This is a genomic window from Mesorhizobium sp. 10J20-29, from assembly GCF_054130485.1.
On sequence record NZ_CP199156.1, the window covers coordinates 3686726 to 3706282 of the forward strand.

Genomic DNA, 19557 nt, shown 5'->3' on the forward strand with positions numbered 1-19557 from the left:
TTCAAAGGTCTTCCCGAAAATGTGTCAGCAGATGATTGACGGGGTTCGGCGCGGCCTGGCCGAGCCCGCAGATCGAGGAATCGCGCATCACCGTTTCCAGGTCGCGCAGCCCGGTCTCGTCCAGTTGCTCCCTGGCGTCGAGCAAGGTGACCATCTTCTGGGTCCCTTCACGGCAGGGGGTGCACTGGCCGCAGCTCTCATGCTTGAAGAATTTCAGCAGGTTCACGGTCACGTCCTTGATGCTGTCCTCCTGGGAAAACACCACGATCGCATGCGAGCCGACGAAGGCGCCGAGCTTGGCCAGTTCGCCGCCGAAATCCAGCGGAACGTCGCCCATCGAGGCCGGCAGGATACCGCCCGAGGCGCCGCCCGGCAAATAGGCCTTGAACTCGTGGCCTTCCGCCATGCCGCCGCAATAGTCGTCGATCAGTTCGCGCACGGTGACGCCCGCCGGCGCCAGCTTGACGCCCGGGTTCCTGACGCGGCCCGACACCGACCATGAGCGGACGCCGGGATGGCCGGGCTTGCCGCGGTCGGCGAACCATTGCGGCCCCTTCTCGACGATGTCGCGTATCCACCACAGCGTCTCGACATTGTGATTGAGGGTAGGGCGGCCGAACAGGCCGACTTCCGCGACATAGGGCGGACGGTTGCGCGGCAGGCCGCGCTTTCCCTCGATGCTCTCGATCATCGCGCTCTCTTCGCCGCAGATATAGGCGCCGGCACCGCGCCTGAGCTCGATGAAGCCGGGCGCGACGATGCCGGCGGCTTCGAGCGCCGCGATTTCCTTGCGCAGGATGACCAGCACCGCCGGATATTCGTCGCGCATGTAGTAGTAGATGCGTTCCGCCTCGACCGCGTGAGCGGCGATCAACGCGCCTTCGAAGGCGCGGTGCGGGTCTCTTTCGAGGTAGATGCGGTCCTTGAACGTGCCGGGCTCGCCCTCGTCGCCATTGACCGACATCAGCCGCGGGCCGGGATAGGAGCGCACGAAGCCCCACTTCCTGCCGGTCGGGAAGCCTGCGCCGCCGAGCCCGCGCAGTCCCGCGCCCTGCATCTTCTCCATGATGGCGTCGAGGCCGATCTCGCCGCTGCGCACCTTGCGCAGGGTCTCGTAGCCGCCATCGGCAAGATAGGCGGCGAGTTCGACATGCTCGGGAACGACCACGTCCGTCTGTCCGTCGCGCGCCATCTCCTGTAGCTTCTCGGCAGTCGCGTGGTCGACTTCGCGGTTGCCGATGCGCGCCGCCGGCGCCCCGGCGCAGCGGCCGATGCACGGCGCCCGCACCACCCGCACGGCCTTCGGGTCGACGGCCGAGCCGAGCTCGCCGATCAGCTTCTCGGCCCCGGCGAGCATGCAGGAAACCGAATCGCAAACCCGGATGGTCAGCGCCGGCGGCGGCGTCTCGCCTTCCTTGACGATGTCGAAATGGTCGTAGAACGAGGCCACCTCGTAGACCTCGGCCTGCGACAGCCGCATCTCCTCGGCAAGCGCGCGAAGGTGGGCGGCCGACAGATGGCCGTAGCGGTCCTGGATCAGGTGAAGATGTTCGATCAGCAGGTCGCGCCGGCGCGGGCGTTCGCCCAGCAGCGCGCGAACGTCTTCGAGCGCGGCATCGTCCAGCCCCCGGCCTTTCGGCCCGCGGTCGCGACCGCGGCGGTCCTGCATCGTCATGGTCTGCCCTTCCGTCATGCCCGTGGAGGCCACGTCGCCTCCCGATAGATTTTCACCTTTAGGCAAAATTTCTTCCTCACGCTACAAAAGTTGCGACCTTCATGCCGCAAATCCGCATTTTCGAAGGAAGCCCCGTCAGCGATGCCGCTTCTATCGCATGTGCCCGACACCGGCGCTGTTCATGATCCGACCTTCGCCGACGCTTTGTCTCAGCCCGTAGAAGCCGCGCTGGCCTTTTCGATGACGAAGACGATGGTGGCGCCATCCCTGTCGGTCTTTTCGAGACGATCGCCCGTTTCAGTGAGCAGGTGCGGAATGTCGATGGCCGCCATCGGGTCGGTGCAGGTAACCTCCAGCCGGCCGCCCGGCATGATGCCCTTGAGCGCCTTGCGCGTTTTCAGCGCCGGCAGTGGGCATTTCAATCCCGACAGGTCTAGCTTGGCTGTTGTCATGGCGCGAAGATGGCGAAGGGTCGGTTGTTCGTCAATCGGCCAGCGCGGTCCGGCAGGTGCGGCAGCACGACGGCCATTCCCTCACATCAGGCTCGAATAGGGCAGGAAAGCCACGATCTGGCCTGGTTCCACGGTGAGCGTTGCCTCGTCGAGCTCGATCAGACCGTCCGTATCGACCAGCGAGGACAGGAGGCCGGCGCCTTCGCGTGGGAATTTCCGCGCCTCCAGCGTGCCGTCGGCGCCCGCGGCGACGGTTGCCCGCACATATTCCCGCCGGCCTTCCTTCTTGCGGTAGGAGAAGGCGGCGCGCACCGGCGTCGCGATCGTTCGGGCCGGCGTCGTGCCCGCCATCGCCAGGATGGCCGGGCGCGCGAGATTGGCGAAGGTGACGAAGCTCGCCACCGGGTTGCCGGGCAGCCCGATGAAGGCCGCTCCCCTGATGACGCCCATCGCGACCGGCCGGCCGGGCTTGATGGCGACGCGCCAGAAGATCAGCGAGCCGACGCTCTCGACCGCGGACTTCACATGGTCGGCCTCGCCGGTCGAAACCCCGCCAGACGTCAGGATGAGGTCGTTGGCCGCCGCGGCGGCCTCAAGCGCGCCGGCGATCTGCCGATGATCGTCGGCGAGGATTCCGAGATCGGTCACCTGGCAGCCAAGCCGCGCCAGCATGGCCATCAGCATGAAGCGGTTGGAATCGAAGAGCTGTTCGGTCTTGCGCGGCTCACCGGGCGCGACGATCTCGTTGCCGGTCGAGAACACGGCGACGCGCACGCGCCGGCGCACATCAAGCTGCGTCATGCCGAGTGCTGCGGCGAGCCCGATGTCCTGCGGCCGCATGCGGTGGCCGGCCTTCAGCACCGTGGCGCCGTCCGGAATGTCTTCGCCGGCCGGGCGCACATTGGCGCCCTTCTTCAGCCCTGCCGGCAGCGTGACGGTGGCGGCGGTCTCGTTCAGGCGGACGTCCTCCTGCATGAAGACGGTGTCGGCGGTCGACGGCATCGGCGCGCCGGTGAAGATGCGGACCGCGTGTCCGGGCGGGACGGGCTCGGCCGCGCTGCCGCCCGCCTGGATGCGGCCCCTGACGGCAAGCGTGACCTCGCCGGCCGGTGGCAGGTCCGACGCCCGCACGCCGTAGCCATCGACCGCGGAATTGGTGAAGGGTGGCAAGGGCAGGGCGGCAACGAGGTCGGCAGCGAGCACGCGCCCGTCGGCTTCGGCGAGCCCGACCGTCTCGGTTTCGGCGACCGGACCGAGCCGCGCGGCGATCAGCGCCGCGGCGTCGTCGACCGACATCATCGGTCCACCGAATGCGAAACAGTCGTCGGAAAGCTGCGCCACGTCTCAGAAGTCTCCTCGCCCTGTCGTCCGTAGCGGACGAACGCGTCGCATTGCCCCTATATTATGGAGACCGGACGCGATAGTTTTTCGCTCCGCCGGACGGCCCGGATTGCGCCATCCGCCATCAAACGGTTTTTGCGAGAATGGAATGCAGCAGGCAAAAAAGCTAGTCGAGGCCGAGCGCGTGATGCCCGATCCCCATGCGCCGCTGCTGACGGAGCGGGTGCAGGGAATCGACCAGACCGGAGCCGCCGTCGAGGTCAACGTGCCGGCCGAGCGGGCGCTGACGCTCTATCTCAACGCCCAGGAGATCGTCACCATGATGACGATCAACGACTACCCGGAATATCTGGCGATCGGATACCTGCTCAACCAGAACATGCTGAAATTCGACGATGTCGTCACCGGCGTCGACTATGACGACGATCTGCAGGTCGTCGTGGTGCGCACCGAGCGCGGCACCAACTACGAAGAGAAGCTGAAGAAGCGGACGCTGACCTCGGGCTGCGCGCAGGGAACCGCCTTCGGCGACCTGCTCGAGGCGCTGGAAGACGTCGCGTTGCCGGCGGCCGAGTTCCGCACCTCCTGGCTCTACCGGATGACGAAGACCATCAATACCGCGCCTTCGCTCTACCTCGAGGCCGGCGCCATCCATGGCTGCGTGCTGTGCCGAGAGGGCGAGGTGCTCTGCTACATGGAGGATGTCGGGCGCCACAACGCGGTCGACAAGATCGCCGGCTGGATGTTCCGCCATGGCGTCGAGGCGGGCGACAAGATTCTCTACACGACGGGGCGACTGACCTCCGAGATGACCATCAAGACGGTGCGCATGGGCATCCCGGTGCTGGTGTCGCGCTCAGGCTTCACGTCCTGGGGCGTGTCGTTGGCCAGGCAGGCCGGACTGACCCTGATCGGCCGCGCGCGCGGCAAGCGCTTCTCGGCGCTTTCGGGCATCGACCGCATCGTCTTCGACGAGGACCCCGGTACGGTCGAGGACGAATCGAGCAGGAGCGCGCGCAAGGGCGGCGGCGGCGATGACTGAGGCCGCGCCGATGATCGGCGTTGTGCTTGCCGGCGGACTGGCGCGGCGCATGGGCGGCGGCGACAAGCCGCTGCGCCAGGTGGCGGGCCAGGCGATCCTCGACCACGTGGTGGCGCGCATAGCGCCGCAATGCGACGCCCTGATTCTCAACGCCAATGGCGATCCGGCGCGCTTTGCCGGTTACGGCCTGCCGGTGGTGCCCGACACGCTGGAGGACTATCCCGGCCCGCTTGCCGGCGTGCTAGCCGCGCTCGACTGGACCGCCGAAAACCGGCCCGATGCGAATCATGTCGTCAGCGTTGCCGGCGATTGCCCGTTCCTGCCGCGCGACCTGGTCTCGCGTCTCGAGGCCGAGCGGGTTGCCGCCAAGGCTGAACTGGCGGTAGCAGCGTCCGATGGGCGCTCGCATCCGGTGATCGGGCTGTGGGCGGTCGCTTTGCGCGGCGATCTGCGCAAGGCGCTGGTCGAGGAGGGGCTGCGCAAGATCGACCTCTGGACGGCGCGCTACGCGCTTGCCACCGTGGCCTGGCCGGTCGATCCGGTCGATCCCTTCTTCAACGCCAACACGGCCGACGACCTTGACGAAGCCGAGAGAATGGCGGCCGCGGCGCTTTAGTGCCGGCTTACGGCTCGGCCGGGTGGAATCCTGCGAGCAGAAGCGCCTCGCGCGTTTCCTGCGACTGCAGTTTCTCAAGGAACGCCCTGACCGCCGGTCGCTCGCGGCGCGCCGAGACCATCGCAAAATCGTAATGCTCTTCCGTCAGCGGGATGAAGCCGAGCCCGGCGGCGCGCGCCACCGGCTCGATCGTCACGCCCCAGTCGGCGCGCCCCTGCGCGACGGCGGCGGCGACCGCATTGTGGGAGCGCGGCTGGTTGCGATAACCCTCCGGCCGCGCCGCGCCGAGCAGCCTGTCGATGAGGATGCGCGTGCCGGCGCCGTGGTTGCGGTTGACCATCAAGCAATCGGGGTCGCCAAGCGCGTTGCGCAGCGCTTCGTCAGCACCGATCGCCTCGAAACGCGTGTCGCCGAGGCGATGGACGATGCCCTGCATGCGCCGCCAGCCGGGGACCAGTTCGAGGCCATCGACGAGGAACGGCGCGTTGTAGGCGCCGCTCTTTTCGTCGAGGAGGTGGATCGGCGCGAGATCGCATTCGCCACGACGGGCCGCCGCCAGTCCGGCCATGCTGCCCACCGTCAGCGAGCGCACGGCAAAGCCGTCGCGCACCAGCGGGGTCAGCGCGCGGTCGAGGCCGGTGCAATGGCTGCCGATGATGACGAGGTCGGGAACGCGCACCTGCGGCGTGAGCAGCGTCACCGACACCTCGCTCTGTGCCGGCAGGTGGTCGGCCAGCGCTTCGATGCGCAGGAAGCCGTCGGCCTGCGCGAAAGAGGTGATGGCGCCCGAGCCCTTGCCGGTCGGGTAGGCGACGAGGCCGTCCGCCCCTTCGACCAGCGACACCATGACGAATTCGGTGCGGCCGGCCTCCGAGGCGATGCGCACCGGGGTCCTGGCCGCCACGATGCCGTCGGCGCGCGGACCGAGCCCCGCCATGCGGCGCAGCACCGGCACGATCATGTCGTGGAAGGTGAACATTGCCGATGTCGGGAAGCCAGGCAGGATCACCACCGGCTTGCCGTCGCAGACCGCCAGGCAGAGCGGCTTGCCGGGCTTCAGCGCCACGCCATGCGCGACGATGCCGGGCTTGCCGAGCCGTTCGACGATGCGGTGGCTGACGTCGCCGGCTCCCTTGGAGGTGCCGCCCGACAGGATCAGGAAGTCGAATTCGGCCAGCGCCTTGCGCATCGCCGCCTCGAGTGTCGCCTCGTCGTCGGCAAAGGCGCCGAGGAAGGTCGGCTCGCCGCCATTCTCGGCCACCGACGCGGCGATGATGGCGCCGTTCGAATCGTAAATGCCGGCCGGCACGAGCGGCTGGCCCGGCTGCACCAGTTCGTCGCCGGTCGACAGGATGCCGACGCGCGGCTTGGGCACCACCGGCACCGAGGCGATGCCGCAGGCCGCCAGCATGCCGATTTCGCGCGAGCCGACGGTCACGCCGGCACGCAGCAAAAGCTCGCCGCTGGCGATGTCGGAACCGGCATGGGAGACGAACTGGCCGGGGGTGGCGGCGCGCCGCACCTCGATGGCGTCGTCGCCGGCGGGCTGCGTATGCTCGACCATGACGATGGCGTCGGCACCGCGCGGTACAGGGCCGCCGGTGGCGATGGTCGTCGCCGTGCCGGTCCGCACGGGCTCGCGCGGTTCGACGCCGCAGGCGATCACCTCGCCATTGAGGGCAAGCTCGACAGGGTGGCCTTCGCCGGCGGCCGCGAGATCGGCCGAACGGACGGCAAAGCCGTCGACATTCGAGCGGTCGAAGGGCGGCACGTCGACGGCCGCGGTGACGTCGGCGGCGAGCGCCAGTCCGAGTGCCTCGCCGATCGGCACCTCGACGATGGCATTGGATCGCGGGAACAGGGCGGCCTCGAAACGCGTCACGGCGTCTTCGCGCGACAGGATGGTGAGAAACTGCTGCTGGTCGGCTGCCTTGCCGGACGGGACGGCGGCGGGATGGGTTTTCGTATCGGTCACGGTGTATCGCGCAGCGGCCAGGCGTTGACTGTAGCGCCGGCGGCATAGCCTTCGCTGTCGGCCGGCACCGCCAGCCAGGCATCGGCGGAAGAGACTTGCGCGAGCGAGAAGGTGCCGGTTGCCAGCGGCGAAAGATCCTCGCCGTCGCGGGCAAGCAGCACGATCTCGCAAAATCCGATCGCCGACGAGATCTTGCGCGCCAGACGGCCCGTTGCGGGGCGGCGCGCCTCGATGCCGGCAAGGTGGTGGATCAACGGTTCGGCCATCAGCAGCCAACCGCCCAACGCCTGGTCCGGCATGCCGGGCAGCGAGATGACGGGCGTCTGGCCGATCCTGCCGATGGCCATGCGCTGGCCCGGCCGGATGGCGAGCCCATGGGCAAGGAGCGTGCCGCAGGTGGCGATCGCCTCGGCCGCCGCGTCGGTGCGACCGTCGCCGGTGCCGCCGACGGTAATGATGAGGTCGCAGGATGCGGTGCCAAGCGCGGCGGCAATCGCAGGCGAATCGCGCTCGACCGTCAGCCGCTGCGCAACCGCTGCGCCGGCCTGCGCGGCGAGGTCGGCGGCCAGCGCCGAACTGCAGCCCCCGCCATCGGCCGAAGCGATGTCGATGACGGCAAGCGAGGGCCTGCGCACCGCAAGGCGCTCCAGGCCGCTGCGTCGCGCGGCGAGGAGGTCGAGCGCCGTAACGCGGCGTCCGGGCTTCAGCAAGACGCGGCCGGCCGCAATATCCTCGCCGGCGCGCCGCACGCCCTGGCCGGGCACCGCTTCGCAGAGCACCTCGACGAGCGGGCCATCGGCATCGACGCAGGGCGCTTCGAGCACGCAGTCACAGCCCCCGGGCAGGGGATCGCCGACGTCGACCCATTGCGGCCTGGTGGAAGCGATCGCCGGCGCATAGGCGGAGGCACCGGCGAGGTCGGCCGAGGCGAAGGCAAAGCCGTCGATCGCTGCAATGTTCGATGCCGGCCAGCCGGTCGCGGAGGCGTGTGCCTCGGCGCACACGGCGCCAAGCGCCTCGTCGAGCGGCATCGCGGCGGGTGCCACCATGCTCAGCCCGTCGAGAAGTACGGCGCGGGCGGCCTCGAAGTCGGTCAGGGCAGGGGCGGTCGATCGAACCAGGTTCATCCCGGTCTTATGGTCCAACTTCCGTGCCCCGTGCAACTGCCGTACAGGAGGCGGCAGGCCGCACTAGGCTGGACGAAGGCGATTTGGGGACAAGGTGGATCGACAAATGGTCGGAGTGGCGGGATTCGAACCCACGACCCCTTGACCCCCAGTCAAGTGCGCTACCGGGCTGCGCTACACTCCGGACCGCGGAGAGCCTTAGAAGACCGGTGCATTGAGCGCAAGGTGCAAATTGAGCGGTTTGCCCTGAATCGGGACGATTTGGCTGCGCCGCATGTCTGCGGGCCGGCTGGCAGGCCAGCGATTGCGTCAGTCTGCTGAAGCTGGTCGCCTCGGCGATCTGATCCTGATCGCGCCAGTCGGCCCCGCGCTGCTCAGAGCCAGGAAACGACGCCGGTTTCAAGGTCGTAGATCGCCGCCACGACCTTCAGCTTTCCCGCCGCAGCAAGGTCGCCGATCACATGGCTTGCCGTTGTCAGCTGTTCGGCGGTGCGCATGGCGCTGGCCTTGGCGGCATTGTCGACATAGTCGCCCGGCTCACCCCTTGCGGAAATCGCCGCGGGCAGGATCGGGTTGATCATCGGCCCGATGGAGCCGGGGAAGGTGGCGTTGTCCTCGACCACCTTGCAGGCGGCCGAAACCGCGCCGCAGCTCGTATGCGCGAGCACCACGATCAGCGGCGAACCGAGCATGGCGGCACCGTATTCCACCGTTCCCATCGTCGCCGTGTCGACCAGGTTGCCGGCATTGCGCGCGACGAACAGTTCGCCGAGCCCGTGCCCGCCGAACACCAGTTCGGGCGGTACGCGGCTGTCGGCGCAGCCGATAACCGTCGCCCAGGGCGCCTGGTGACCGGACACGCCCTTGCGCTGCTCGGCAAGCTTCAGCGTGCAGAGTTCGGGATCGTCGACGAAGCGCTGGTTGCCCGACTTCAGCGCTGCGATCGCCTCGTCAGGCGTCAGGGCGGTGGCGTCTGCCGAGGCGGCAACTGCCGGTCCGGCAAGGCCTGCCGCACCGCCGGCGGCCAACCCGGCTGCCAGCAATTTCAGCATGTCGCGCCGTACGAGCGGCGTGGCTTGGCATGTTGTGCACATGGTTCTTCCCTCCTGGATGATGCGCTGCCGGTGGCGGCCTCATGCCGCCCTCGGGTCGTCGTCGTGCGGTGGCGGCAAGTCCCGCCGGCTGTCAGGCCGGTACCGCAGTCAGGCCGGCGTTTCGCTGGTGCCGGTATTCGAGTGCGATGCCGCCCCAGATCAGCCCGAGCAGCAGGTAGAAATGGCGCCAGTGGTCGGTGTCGATGACGCTGCCGAGCGCCACATGGCCGAGGAACACGACGTAGGCGCACAGCACGAAGGGCTGCCAGGGCCGATTGCGCAACAGCAGCCGGAAGCCGGCTGCGATTGTCCAGAAGACCATGATCGCCCATGAGGCGAAACCCAGCCAGCCGTAGTCCATCAGGGCCTTGAGCCAGATATTGTGCGTGTCCTCGCCGTAGATCTGGCCGAACACCAGCGGGCCGATGCCGAGCGGCTGCTCCATGGCGAGCTGGAAGCCGATGACGTAGCGGGCGAAGCGTCCGAGTCGTGCTGCGTCATAGTCCTGCACGAGCTGCGCGCGCGTGGTCAGCATCTCCGCCACGCCCGGAATCTGGAGCATGACCAGCAGAGCGACCAGCAGCAGCGATACCGCCGCGATGCTCATGAGGATGATACGCAGGCGGAAGCGGCCGCTCGCGCTCTGCAAGAACAGCGCGATCAGAAGCAGCAAGGCCGAGGCGCCGAACAGGCCCCAGGCGCCGCGCGAGAAGGAAAAGAAGATGCCGGCGACAACGATCAGCAGCGGCACGGCATAGAGAAACATCCTGGCAGGGCTGCCGGTCAGCAGGCGGTAGAGCAGGTAGATGCCGGGCAGCGCCAGATAGGGTCCGAAGACGTTGGGATCCTGGAAGGCGCCTGCGGCGCGGTCGAACTTGGTGAAGATCTCGGCGCCGGGGAACACGCCGAAATAGCCGGCAATGCCGAGCGTCGCGGTGACCACGGCCGAGCACACCCAGGCATTGAAGATCAGCCGGTAGAGCCCGGGCTGCGCCTCGGTGACGGCGGCGAAGAACACGGCCGTCAGCGCCAGGAACAGCGACACCGCCAAATAGAGCGGCGTGTCCATCAGATCCGCCATCTGCGTCATGGCGATCATGCCGCCGATGTTGAACAGAACGAGAAGCGTGACCAGCGGCATGATGGCGCGCGAGATCCTGAGCCCGAAGACGGCCCAGACGGCGATGAGCCCGGCCATGTAGATTTCGTAGGGTGCCGGCTCGCGGATGACGAAGCCGGACAGGAGCACGCCGAGCACGATGGCCGCCGACGAGATCAGTGCGATCAGCTTGGCGTTGACCGCGCCTGTCGGCAGTTCGTGCGCAGCAACGCTCAATACGCGTTCTCCGTATTGAGCAGGCGCACCGGCGTCAGGAACAGGATCTTGAGATCGAGCCAGAGCGACCAGTTCTCGATGTAGTAGAGGTCGTACTCGGTGCGCATCCGGATCTTCTCGTCCGTATCCATCTCGCCGCGCCAGCCGTTGATCTGCGCCCAGCCGGTAACGCCGGGCTTGACGCGATGGCGTGCGAAATAGCCGTCGACCACCTCGTTGTAGAGCAGGTTGTGCGACTGCGCGGCAATGGCGTGCGGCCGCGGACCGACGAGCGACAGGCTGCCGAAGAGCGCGTTGAAGAACTGCGGCAGCTCGTCGATCGAGGTCTTGCGGATGAAGCGCCCGACGCGCGTGACGCGCGGGTCGTTCCTGGTCACCGTCTGCTTGGCCGTCGGGTCCGACATCTCGGTGTACATCGAGCGGAACTTGTAGACGTCGATGACCTCGTTGTTGAAGCCGTGGCGCTGCTGCTTGAAGAGCACCGGTCCCTTGCTGTCGAGCTTGATGGCGATGGCCGTGGCCAGCATCACCGGCGAGAATGCGACGATGCCGATCAGGCTGAAGACGATATCGAAGGCCCGCTTGGCGACCGAATCCCAGTCGTTGATCGGCTTGTCAAAGATGTCGAGCAGCGGCACGGCGCCGATGTAGGAATAGGCGCGCGGCCGGAATTGCAGCTGGTTGGAATGCGCCGAGAGCCGGATATCGACCGGCAGCACCCAGAGCTTGCGCAGGAGCGACAGCACGCGCGTCTCGGCGGTCAGCGGCAGCGAGACGATCAGCATGTCGATGCGGGCGATGCGCGCGAACTCGATCAGTTCGGGCACGGTGCCGAGCTTCGGATAGCCGGCGACCAGCGGTGGCGAACGCTTGTCGTCGCGGTCGTCGAAGATGCCGCAGATGCGGATGTCGTTATAGGGCTGCTGCTCGATCGAGCGGATCAGCGTTTCGGCGCCCTTGCCGCCGCCGACGATGACGGCGCGGCGTTCCATGGTTCCGTTGCGCGCCCAGCGCTTGATCAGGTCGGCCAGAAGCAAGCGCGGCCCGATCAGCAGGAAAAGGCCGGACAGAAACCAGCCGCCGAACCAGACGCGCGAGAACTCGCCTGAAATCTTGACGAAGAAGCCGATGACGGCAAACAGCGCCAGCGTGCCCGCCCAGACCGCGGCGATACGGCCGATCTGGGAAACCGGGCGCATCAGCGCCGAGAGCTGGTAGCAGTCGACGATGTCGAGCAGGATGACGGCAATCAGCGATCCGCAGGCGATGACGATCGGATACTGCCAGGTCAGGCTGGTGCCGAGGCCGACATAATGGACAAAGAGCAGCGTGCCGGCGAGCGCCAGAAGCGCCAGTTCGACGAGGCGCAGCACACCGCTCACCATGATCGGCGACATCGTGTCCCGGCGAAACTGGGAGGCGATGTTGCGCGCCGTCGCGTTGAGGTGCTTTGCCGCTCCGTCCTTGTCGTCGGGGTGCTTGCGTACCGCATCGGTGGAAAAGCGGTGCGGCTGCTCGATCTTGTTCATGCTGCTGCCGATCCGTGGGTATCGGCAACCCATAGCAAGAGAGAGCTAAGAAACCCTTGAACGCGGCGCTGCGGCGGACGACTAGCCCAGGGCCGAGAAATAAGCGCGTTCGATCTCGCTCGCCATGACGTCGGCCCCGAAGCGCGCCCTGAGGTCTTCCTTCTTCGGCATCAGCGCCGCGAAGGCGTCCGGATCTGCGATGGCCTCGGCCATCTTGGCGGCCAGTGCGCCGACCTCGGGCTGCACCAGGGCTGGCGAACGGTCGCCAAAGATTTCAGGGATGCCGCCGACAGCCGTGGCGATCATGGATTTTCCGGCGGCCAGTGCCTCGAGCACGATATAGGGCATCGCCTCGGCGCGCGAAGGGACGACGATGATGCCGGCGAGCGCGAATGCCTGCGGCGCGGGCATCGGACTCAGGAACCTCACACGCTCTCCGATGCCGAGCCGGCTGACCTGCGCCCGGTAGCGCGGCAGGTCTTCTCCGTCCCCCACCATGACCGCGCTCAATTTGCGCTCGAGCTGCTTTTCGACCCGCGCCAGGGCGTCGATGAAGAGATCGGGCCCCTTCAGGTCGCGCATCATGCCGATATAGAGGAAGTCGGCTGCGTCAGGCGCCAGCGTGACCGGTTCGAACTCGCTGTCGCGCAGGCCGTTATAGACCAGGCTGCTCGGCGGCCTGGGCTCTCCGACCTTGTGGCGGAAGGCCCGGCGTTCGAACTCGGAGACGAACAGCAGATGGTCGGTGAAGCGCTCCATCAGGCGCTCCAGCCCGAAGAACATGCGTCCCATCGTGCTGGTCTCGTCGTAATGCAGGCTTCCGCCATGCGCGGTGTAGAGGCGGGCAACGCGATACCTGTAAACCCGCAACAGTGAGCCGAACATGCGGGCATAGACGCCACCCTTGGCGCCATGTCCGTGCAGGACGTCCGGCTGCAATTCCCTGATGATCTTGTAGCCGCGCCAGGCGGAGGCGAGGTCGCCCGGCCCGACATGGCGCTGCATGGGCGTGCGCGACACGCCGAGCGCGAGCAGCGGCTTGAGCGAATCGAACAGTTTCTCCTCGAGGTCGCCCCCGGTCGTCGAATCGCAGACGATGCCGACCTTGTGGCCGGCTGCGACCTGCGCCTCGGTGAGATCGCGAACGTGGCGGAATATGCCGCCGACCGGCGAACGGAAGCAGTGCACGATGCGCAGGCTGCGGCGTGACGCCTTGCCCGACGCGGCCTGGGTGCCTGCCATCGGCGCAGTGCTTGCAGCTTGCGGTCCAGGCATCATCATATCCGAAAACTGATCCGCGCTTGTCAGCCTCATATCCTAGAAGAGGCGCTCGCGGACATAGACCGTGTCGCCGGGCAGCAGGGGATCGGACGTGCGAACCCGTCCGGTGATGACCTCGCCATTGATGTCGCGCGTGATGTCCACGCTGCCCTGGTTGGCGCGCGGCGAGAAACCGCCGGCGATCGCCACCGCCTTCTGGACGGTCAGCCCGGGCACATAGGAATACTGTCCGGCGGAGCCGACTTCGCCCATCACGAAGATCGGCCGGTAGCGGTCGATCTCGACGGAAACATCGGGGTTGCGGAGGTAGCCTTCTCGCAGCTTCGCGGCGAGCGTCGCCTCGATCTGCTGCACGGTATGGCCGCGGGCGGGAACCGCGCCGACAAGCGGAAAGGCGAAGTATCCCGACTGGTCGACGGCATAGGTGTTGGTCAGGCCATCCTGCTCGAAGACGGTGACGCGGATGCGGTCGCCTGCACCCAGGCGATAGGGTTCATCGAGCATCGCATGGAACGCCGCGGGCGCTGGGCGATAGCTGGAACAGCCCGCCAGGATGACGGTGACGAGCAGTGCCGGAGCGATAATCGAATGCCACTTCATAGGTGAACGCGAACCTCTAACTGGCTGCCGAGCGTCGGGATGGCAGGTTTGAAACCCTGAGCCTCGTTATCGTCCTGTTAGGGTTAATGCGCGGTAAAGGCGGGGCCGTCCGGCTACCGTTTTAGAGGGTTGCCCGGTCTCGTTAACGCCCTGTAAACGAAGGAAAATGAAAAGCTAACCGCCTCTTAACGGCTGGGTTACCATAGTTGTTTACGGTGCATTTTCCAAAGGTTCGGAGTGGAAGTGCATGTCAGGCGTGCCCTCAACGGCTAGCGATGTCGACGTCGATCTCGGGAGGCTTTTTGCGGGCCTCGCGGCGCGCTGGAAGCGTGTTGTTCTCGTGGCCCTGGCGGTCACCGCGCTGGCGCTCGGCTTCGCGGCCATCGCCACGCCGCTCTACAAGGCCGAGACCCGCGTCCTGATCGAGACGCGGGAATCCGTTTTCACGCGGCCCGATTCGAACGGCGAGAACGAACGCCCGCTGCTCGACGAGGAGGGGATCGCCAGCCAGGTCGAGGTGATGCTGTCGACCGACATCCTGAAGACCGTCGCCGCCAAGCTCGAACTCGCCAGGCTGCCGGAATTCGACGATGCCGCCGACATGTCGACGCTGTCGCGCCTGCTCGTCATCGCCGGGCTGAAGGCCGATCCCAACGAGGTGCCGCCCGAAGAGCGCGTACTGAAGAATTTCCGCGAGAAGCTGAGCATCTACCGGGTCGAGAAATCGCGCGTCATCGTCATCGAGATGTCGTCGGAGGATCCAAAGCTTGCTGCAGAGATCCCCAATGCGCTTGCCGACGCCTATATCTCCGTGCAGGGCGAGGCCAAGCTGCTGTCGAACTCCGAGGCGACCGACTGGCTGGCGCCCGAGATCGACAGCCTGTCGAAGCGCGTCAAGGAGGCCGAGCAGAAGGTCGCCAACTTCCGCGCCCAGTCGGACCTCCTGATCGGCCAGAACAATTCCGTGCTCGCCACGCAGCAGCTTTCCGAGCTCTCGACCGAACTGTCGCGCGTGCGCGCCAGCCGCGGCGCGGCGGAGGCCAATGCGGAAAGCGTGCGGGCCGTGCTGAAGAGCGGCGGTTCGCTTGACGCGCTGCCCGACGTCATGTCGTCGACGCTGATCCAGCGCCTGCGCGAGCGCCAGGTCCAGCTCAAGGCCGATATCGCGGACATGTCGACGACGCTGCTCGAGAATCATCCGCGCATCCGTGCGCTGCGCTCGCAGCTTGCCGATCTCGACCGGCAGATCCGCACCGAGGCGGAGAATGTGCTGAAGGGACTCGGCGCCGAGGCGCGCACGGCCCAGATGCGCGAGCGGCAGCTTGTTGCCGACCTCAATGCGCTGAAGGCCGAGTCCGCCCGTGCGGGCGAAGAGGAAGTTGAACTGCGCGCGCTCGAGCGCGAGGCCAATGCGCAGCGCCAGCTGCTTGAATCGTACATGGCCCGTTACCGCGAGGCGTCCTCGCGCGGCGAAGGCAAGTACCTGCCTGCCGATGCGCGCATCTTCTCGCGCGCCGTGACGCCGTCGGAACCCTATTTCCCGAAGGCGCTGCCGATTGCCGGCGCGGCCTTTGTCGGCTCGCTTCTGGTGATGATCATCCTGACGCTGATGCAGGAATTGTTCTCGGGCCGTGCCATGCGGCCGGCGCAGGGCGCGCGGCCGGAGGCCGTCGAGCAGGTCATCATGCCGGCCGATCATGTTGACGTGCCCGAACGCCGGACAGTCGCCGCACCTGCCGTGGAGATGCCGGAGGAGGCAGGGGAAACCGTCGCTGCCGAGCCGGTTGTCGTCGAAACGAAGCGCCCGGCCGTCGAGCGTGCCAGGCTGGAAGAGGCACCGCCCTTCGATGCGCAGCCGCCCGAAGGCGCTCTGGCCGAGGCCGAAGCGACCGCCCATGCCGAACCGGCAGAGGCAATGGCCGCCGTCGCTGTCGCGGCCGAGCCGTCTGCACATCCGAAACAGGTCGCCGTGGAGCCGGTGCCCGAGCCAATCCGCCGCGAACCGCTGCCGGCCATGCAGCTCGGCAAGGAGACATTTCGGGATGCCTGGGAGAAGCACAAGCGCCTTCAGGCCGACCTCTCGTGGCTGGAGAACCCGGCCGAACGTGCGCCGGCAGACCAGCAGCCAAGTCAGGACGACGAAGACATGAAGCTACGCAATCCTTTCGCCAGAAAGCCGGCCAGGGCATCCGAACCCGCCCCGGTCGCGCAGTCGCGCTCCCGCTTCGGCGAAGTCGGCATCGAGGGCGCGGCAGAACGGCTGATCGCGGGTGGCGCGACACGCGCCATATTCGTCTCACCCGAGGGCGACGAGGCCGCCGCCTCCGCGGTTCTGGTGGCGCGCGAGGTCTCAGATGCGGGCCTGCGCGTCCTGCTGCTCGACCTCACCGCGTCGGGCGCCGCCACGCTGCCGATGCTCGACAGCGTCGCCTATCCCGGCATCACCAACCTCCTGGCGTCGGAAGCGCAGTTCACCGAGGCGATCCACACCGACCACTATTCGCATTGCCACGTCATGCCGGTCGGAACAGCCGATCCGGCGCGGGCGATGCGGGCGGCCGACCGCCTGCCGATCATCATGCAGTCGCTGACCAGTGCCTACGACGTCGTCGTGGTCGAATGCGGCCCGGCCGACGCCGAGGGCATCCGCCGTCTGGTCGCCGACGGCACCGAAATCATGGTGAGCGTGCTAGAACCCGACGAGCAGATCGCCGCGGCGGCAGAGGAACTGAAGGCCGGGGGCTACGATCACGTGATGCTGGTCACGCCGGCCGATCATCATTCGCCGAACCCGCCGGTGCCCGGGCGCTCGGCCGCCTGATCGGGCTCAGTCGCCGGCTGGCTGCGCCACGCCGGCGGTGCGCCTGCGCAAGACCTTGGTCAGCTTCCATACCAGCGGGCTGTTCTTGACGAAGGCCTTCAGCCGGGCCGTCTGGCGCATCTGAAGCGCCAGCAGCCGTCCTTTCGGGGTCAGCGGGATCGTGACGTCGAAATGGCGCGTCTCGATATCGCACCACAGCCGCTTGTAGGGCTCATCGCCGACACTGAAATCATAAACATCGAGCCCTTCGCGGCAGGCTTCGTCGATGTTTTCGAAGAACAGGAAGTCGCCCGGGCTGGCATGCGCCAGGTCGTCTTCTTCGATGGCGCCGAACTCGCAGATGAGCCGCTTGCCGTCGCGGCTCGATCCGGTGATGGCCCTGGGCAGACCCGCAACCTCCAGCGCATGCAGCACGAAGCGCGGCGGGGTTTCGTCCAGTGCCTTTGCAAACAGCGTATGAAAGAAGGCCTGCACGGCGGGTTCGGCGAAAACGTTGCCGACACCCATCTGCTCGAAGCGCTGCTTCTTCATGGTGAAGAAGGCGTCGAGCAGCCGGGCCGTCTCGGCAGGGGTCGTCGCTTCGATGCGGCGAAATCCGCCCGCGGCCTCGAACTTGCGGGTCTGCGAGCGGTGCTTCTTTCGCTTGCGCTTGCCGCTCGAGCGCGACAGCAGCGCATCGAAACCGCCTTCAAGGCTGACGGCGAGCGACAGGTTGGGGCTCGGGAAGCGGGGCAGGGCGGCCAGGGGGTTGGCGATGCCGTCGTGCTCGGGCAGCAGCCTCTCGAGCGCCAGAGCGTCGATGTCGGGCCGTGCGGCGCGGATCGATGCGACCACCGGCGCCATGTCGAAGGCGCCGGACGCGAGGAAAGCCGGGTCGGCGGCCGGGAAATTGCCGTTGGCGTGGCGTCCGCTCATCAGGCGTGCGACGCGGAAGGGACCGTGCTTCTCGACATCGAGCGGCAGGGCGTAGACGGGTCTGCCGGCGCAACTGACGGTCGCGAGCAGCCCGTCTGGCGATGCGTGCTGCGCCCATGCCGCTACCCAGGCATGGCTTTGCGCTGGCGCGTGGCTCGCTTGATTGCAAAGCTCGGCATAGGCCGACAGGTCGTCGCCTGCGACGGCAACCGACACGACGGTATCGCCGCCGGCGCCGTCCGTTGCCGGAGCGGCGTTCGCCTGATGGCTGCGAAATGTCATGGTCGCGTCAACCATCCTTCAATCCTTGGGGCGTAATCAGTGCTGGTGGCTTCGCGTCGGCGCGTTCCATACGCTAGGCGCAAAAGGTGAATGAATGTTCGACGGCGGCGAAGCGATCCGGAAACTTGCTTTGAACGTCGCCCGGTATTCCGGCCTGGCTCCGCTCGCCAGGCCGTTCGTCGGCGGCATCGGCGCGATCCTCATGCTGCATCGCGTTACCGCGACGCCCGAGAAACCGCTCGGGGTCAATCGCCATCTCAACATCGCGCCGGATTTCCTCGATGCCGTGATCGCCGACATGAAGGCGGGCGGCTATGCCTTCGTCTCGCTCGACGAGGCGATCGAGCGCATCCGCGCCGGCGGCGCGGGCGGACAGTTCGCCACCATTACCGCTGACGATGCCTATCGCGACAATCTGCATGAAGCGCTGCCTGTGCTCGAAAAACACGGCGCGCCGCTGACCATCTATGTCGCGCCGGCGATGATCGACGGCACGACCGACCTGTGGTGGGATGTCATCGACGACGTCGTCAATGCCGGCGACAGCCTTACGCTCGACATGCCGGGCGGCGAGGTCGTCCTCGATTGTTCGACGCCCGCCCGCAGATACGAGGCGCACCGGCTATTGCACGATCACCTGACCGTCGATGTCGCGGAAGAGGACCAGCGTGCGGTGCTGCACCGGCTTGCCGCCTCATGCGGCGTCGACCCCGGCGCGCCGGCCCGCAACACGCTGATGGACTGGAACGAGATCGGCCAGGTTGCCGCCCACCCGCTGGTGACGATCGGCGCCCATACCGTCAACCACTACAATCTGAAGCGGCTGAGCGAAGACCGCGCGCGCCTCGAGTTGACCGGGGCCATCGACCTCATCGAGGACCGGCTGGGCAAGCGGCCGATCCATCTGGCCTATCCCTATGGCTACGCCACCGCGGTTGGCTGCCGCGAGGTACGGCTCGCCTGCGAGGCGGGCTATGTCTCGGCGGTGACGACGCGCCACGGCGTGCTGCGCCCCGAACATGCCGGACACCTGCACGCGCTGCCGCGCATTTCGGTCAACGGCCGCTACCAGAGCGTCGCGCATATCCGCACGATGCTGTCGGGCATAACCACGCCGCTCGCCAACCGCGGCAAGATGCTGGTTACGGTCTAGGCGCGGATTCAGGCTTCTTCGGCCGCGGTGGCAGGATCAGCCACTTGATGATGCCCATGGCCGGCAAAATCCAGAGAATGCCGGTGAAGAAGAAGAAGGCGAGGTGGACCAGCGGGCCGGATTCCGACAACCTCGCGACGGCCACGGTGGTGGCAATCAGCGCGTAGAGGATGACCAGCACGATCAGCAGGATGGTGCCGATGAGCTTCTTCAGGCGAATGGGCATGGTCCGGTCCTTTTCATGCCTTCGCTTAGAGCCTTGTTCCGATGGGCGCAATCGCGCGCGCACGTGACGCCGTGTCGCGCGACAGTGGCATC

At 67.0% G+C, this 19557-nt stretch carries 16 protein-coding genes and 1 tRNA gene; 4 read left to right on the forward strand and 13 right to left on the reverse strand.

What is annotated here, in order from left to right; all coding sequences use genetic code 11:
* Nucleotide 1: 1 nt before the first annotated feature.
* From ACT2BZ_RS17550 to moeA, 3 genes are all read right to left on the reverse strand, one after another.
* Nucleotides 2–1675, reverse strand: a complete 1674-nt coding sequence (locus ACT2BZ_RS17550; protein ID WP_457941370.1) for an NAD(P)H-dependent oxidoreductase subunit E — start codon at nt 1673–1675, stop codon at nt 2–4.
* Between the two features lie 209 nt (nt 1676–1884).
* Complete coding sequence (locus tag ACT2BZ_RS17555; RefSeq protein WP_457936430.1) at nt 1885–2127, reverse strand: sulfurtransferase TusA family protein; 243 nt, start codon at nt 2125–2127, stop codon at nt 1885–1887.
* Between the two features lie 81 nt (nt 2128–2208).
* Nucleotides 2209–3468: a molybdopterin molybdotransferase MoeA gene (gene moeA, locus ACT2BZ_RS17560; RefSeq protein WP_457936432.1), complete on the reverse strand. Its 1260-nt coding sequence runs from the start codon at nt 3466–3468 to the stop codon at nt 2209–2211.
* Between the two features lie 148 nt (nt 3469–3616).
* Between moeA and ACT2BZ_RS17565 the strand changes: the two genes are divergently transcribed.
* Entirely contained in the window at nt 3617–4510 is an 894-nt protein-coding gene (locus ACT2BZ_RS17565) for a formate dehydrogenase accessory sulfurtransferase FdhD (protein WP_457936434.1), read from the forward strand.
* Nucleotides 4503–5126 carry a molybdenum cofactor guanylyltransferase MobA gene (gene mobA / locus ACT2BZ_RS17570; RefSeq protein ID WP_457936436.1) on the forward strand — a complete coding sequence of 208 codons (624 nt, stop codon included), beginning with the start codon at nt 4503–4505 and terminating at the stop codon, nt 5124–5126. Before ACT2BZ_RS17565 ends, mobA begins: the two co-directional genes overlap by 8 nt.
* A 7-nt stretch (nt 5127–5133) precedes the next feature.
* On the opposite strand, the gene ACT2BZ_RS17575 is transcribed toward mobA, so the two are convergent.
* From ACT2BZ_RS17575 to ACT2BZ_RS17610, 8 genes are all read right to left on the reverse strand, one after another.
* A complete protein-coding gene (locus ACT2BZ_RS17575; RefSeq protein WP_457936438.1) occupies nt 5134–7101 on the reverse strand; it encodes a molybdopterin biosynthesis protein in 1968 nt (655 codons plus the stop codon).
* Entirely contained in the window at nt 7098–8228 is a 1131-nt protein-coding gene (locus tag ACT2BZ_RS17580) for a molybdopterin-binding protein (protein WP_457936440.1), read from the reverse strand. The genes ACT2BZ_RS17575 and ACT2BZ_RS17580 overlap by 4 nt, the downstream gene beginning before the upstream one ends.
* Nucleotides 8229–8335: 107 nt before the next feature.
* A tRNA-Pro gene (locus ACT2BZ_RS17585) sits at nt 8336–8412 on the reverse strand.
* A 190-nt stretch (nt 8413–8602) separates the two neighbouring features.
* Nucleotides 8603–9322, reverse strand: a complete 720-nt coding sequence (locus ACT2BZ_RS17590; protein WP_457936442.1) for a carbonic anhydrase — start codon at nt 9320–9322, stop codon at nt 8603–8605.
* A 91-nt stretch (nt 9323–9413) separates the two neighbouring features.
* Nucleotides 9414–10658 (reverse strand): O-antigen ligase family protein, encoded by a 1245-nt coding sequence (locus tag ACT2BZ_RS17595; protein WP_457936444.1) that lies wholly within the window; start codon nt 10656–10658, stop codon nt 9414–9416.
* Complete coding sequence (locus ACT2BZ_RS17600; RefSeq protein WP_457936446.1) at nt 10655–12187, reverse strand: undecaprenyl-phosphate glucose phosphotransferase; 1533 nt, start codon at nt 12185–12187, stop codon at nt 10655–10657. Before ACT2BZ_RS17600 ends, ACT2BZ_RS17595 begins: the two co-directional genes overlap by 4 nt.
* A gap of 81 nt (nt 12188–12268) precedes the next feature.
* On the reverse strand, nt 12269–13429 hold the full coding sequence (locus ACT2BZ_RS17605; RefSeq protein WP_457936448.1) for a glycosyltransferase family 4 protein: 1161 nt from the start codon (nt 13427–13429) through the stop codon (nt 12269–12271).
* A gap of 75 nt (nt 13430–13504) precedes the next feature.
* A complete protein-coding gene (locus ACT2BZ_RS17610; RefSeq protein ID WP_457936450.1) occupies nt 13505–14068 on the reverse strand; it encodes a polysaccharide biosynthesis/export family protein in 564 nt (187 codons plus the stop codon).
* Between the two features lie 247 nt (nt 14069–14315).
* Between ACT2BZ_RS17610 and ACT2BZ_RS17615 the strand changes: the two genes are divergently transcribed.
* A complete protein-coding gene (locus ACT2BZ_RS17615) occupies nt 14316–16889 on the forward strand; it encodes an exopolysaccharide transport family protein (RefSeq protein ID WP_457936452.1) in 2574 nt (857 codons plus the stop codon).
* A gap of 6 nt (nt 16890–16895) precedes the next feature.
* Here the strand turns inward: ACT2BZ_RS17615 and ACT2BZ_RS17620 are convergent, their stop codons facing one another.
* Nucleotides 16896–18101: a GNAT family N-acetyltransferase gene (locus tag ACT2BZ_RS17620; RefSeq protein WP_457936454.1), complete on the reverse strand. Its 1206-nt coding sequence runs from the start codon at nt 18099–18101 to the stop codon at nt 16896–16898.
* A 115-nt stretch (nt 18102–18216) separates the two neighbouring features.
* Between ACT2BZ_RS17620 and ACT2BZ_RS17625 the strand changes: the two genes are divergently transcribed.
* Nucleotides 18217–19239: a polysaccharide deacetylase family protein gene (locus ACT2BZ_RS17625; protein ID WP_457936456.1), complete on the forward strand. Its 1023-nt coding sequence runs from the start codon at nt 18217–18219 to the stop codon at nt 19237–19239.
* Here ACT2BZ_RS17625 and ACT2BZ_RS17630 read toward each other — a convergent pair.
* A complete protein-coding gene (locus ACT2BZ_RS17630) occupies nt 19229–19465 on the reverse strand; it encodes a DUF2842 domain-containing protein (protein ID WP_457936457.1) in 237 nt (78 codons plus the stop codon). The genes ACT2BZ_RS17625 and ACT2BZ_RS17630 overlap by 11 nt on opposite strands.
* Between the last annotated feature and the right edge of the window lie 92 nt (nt 19466–19557).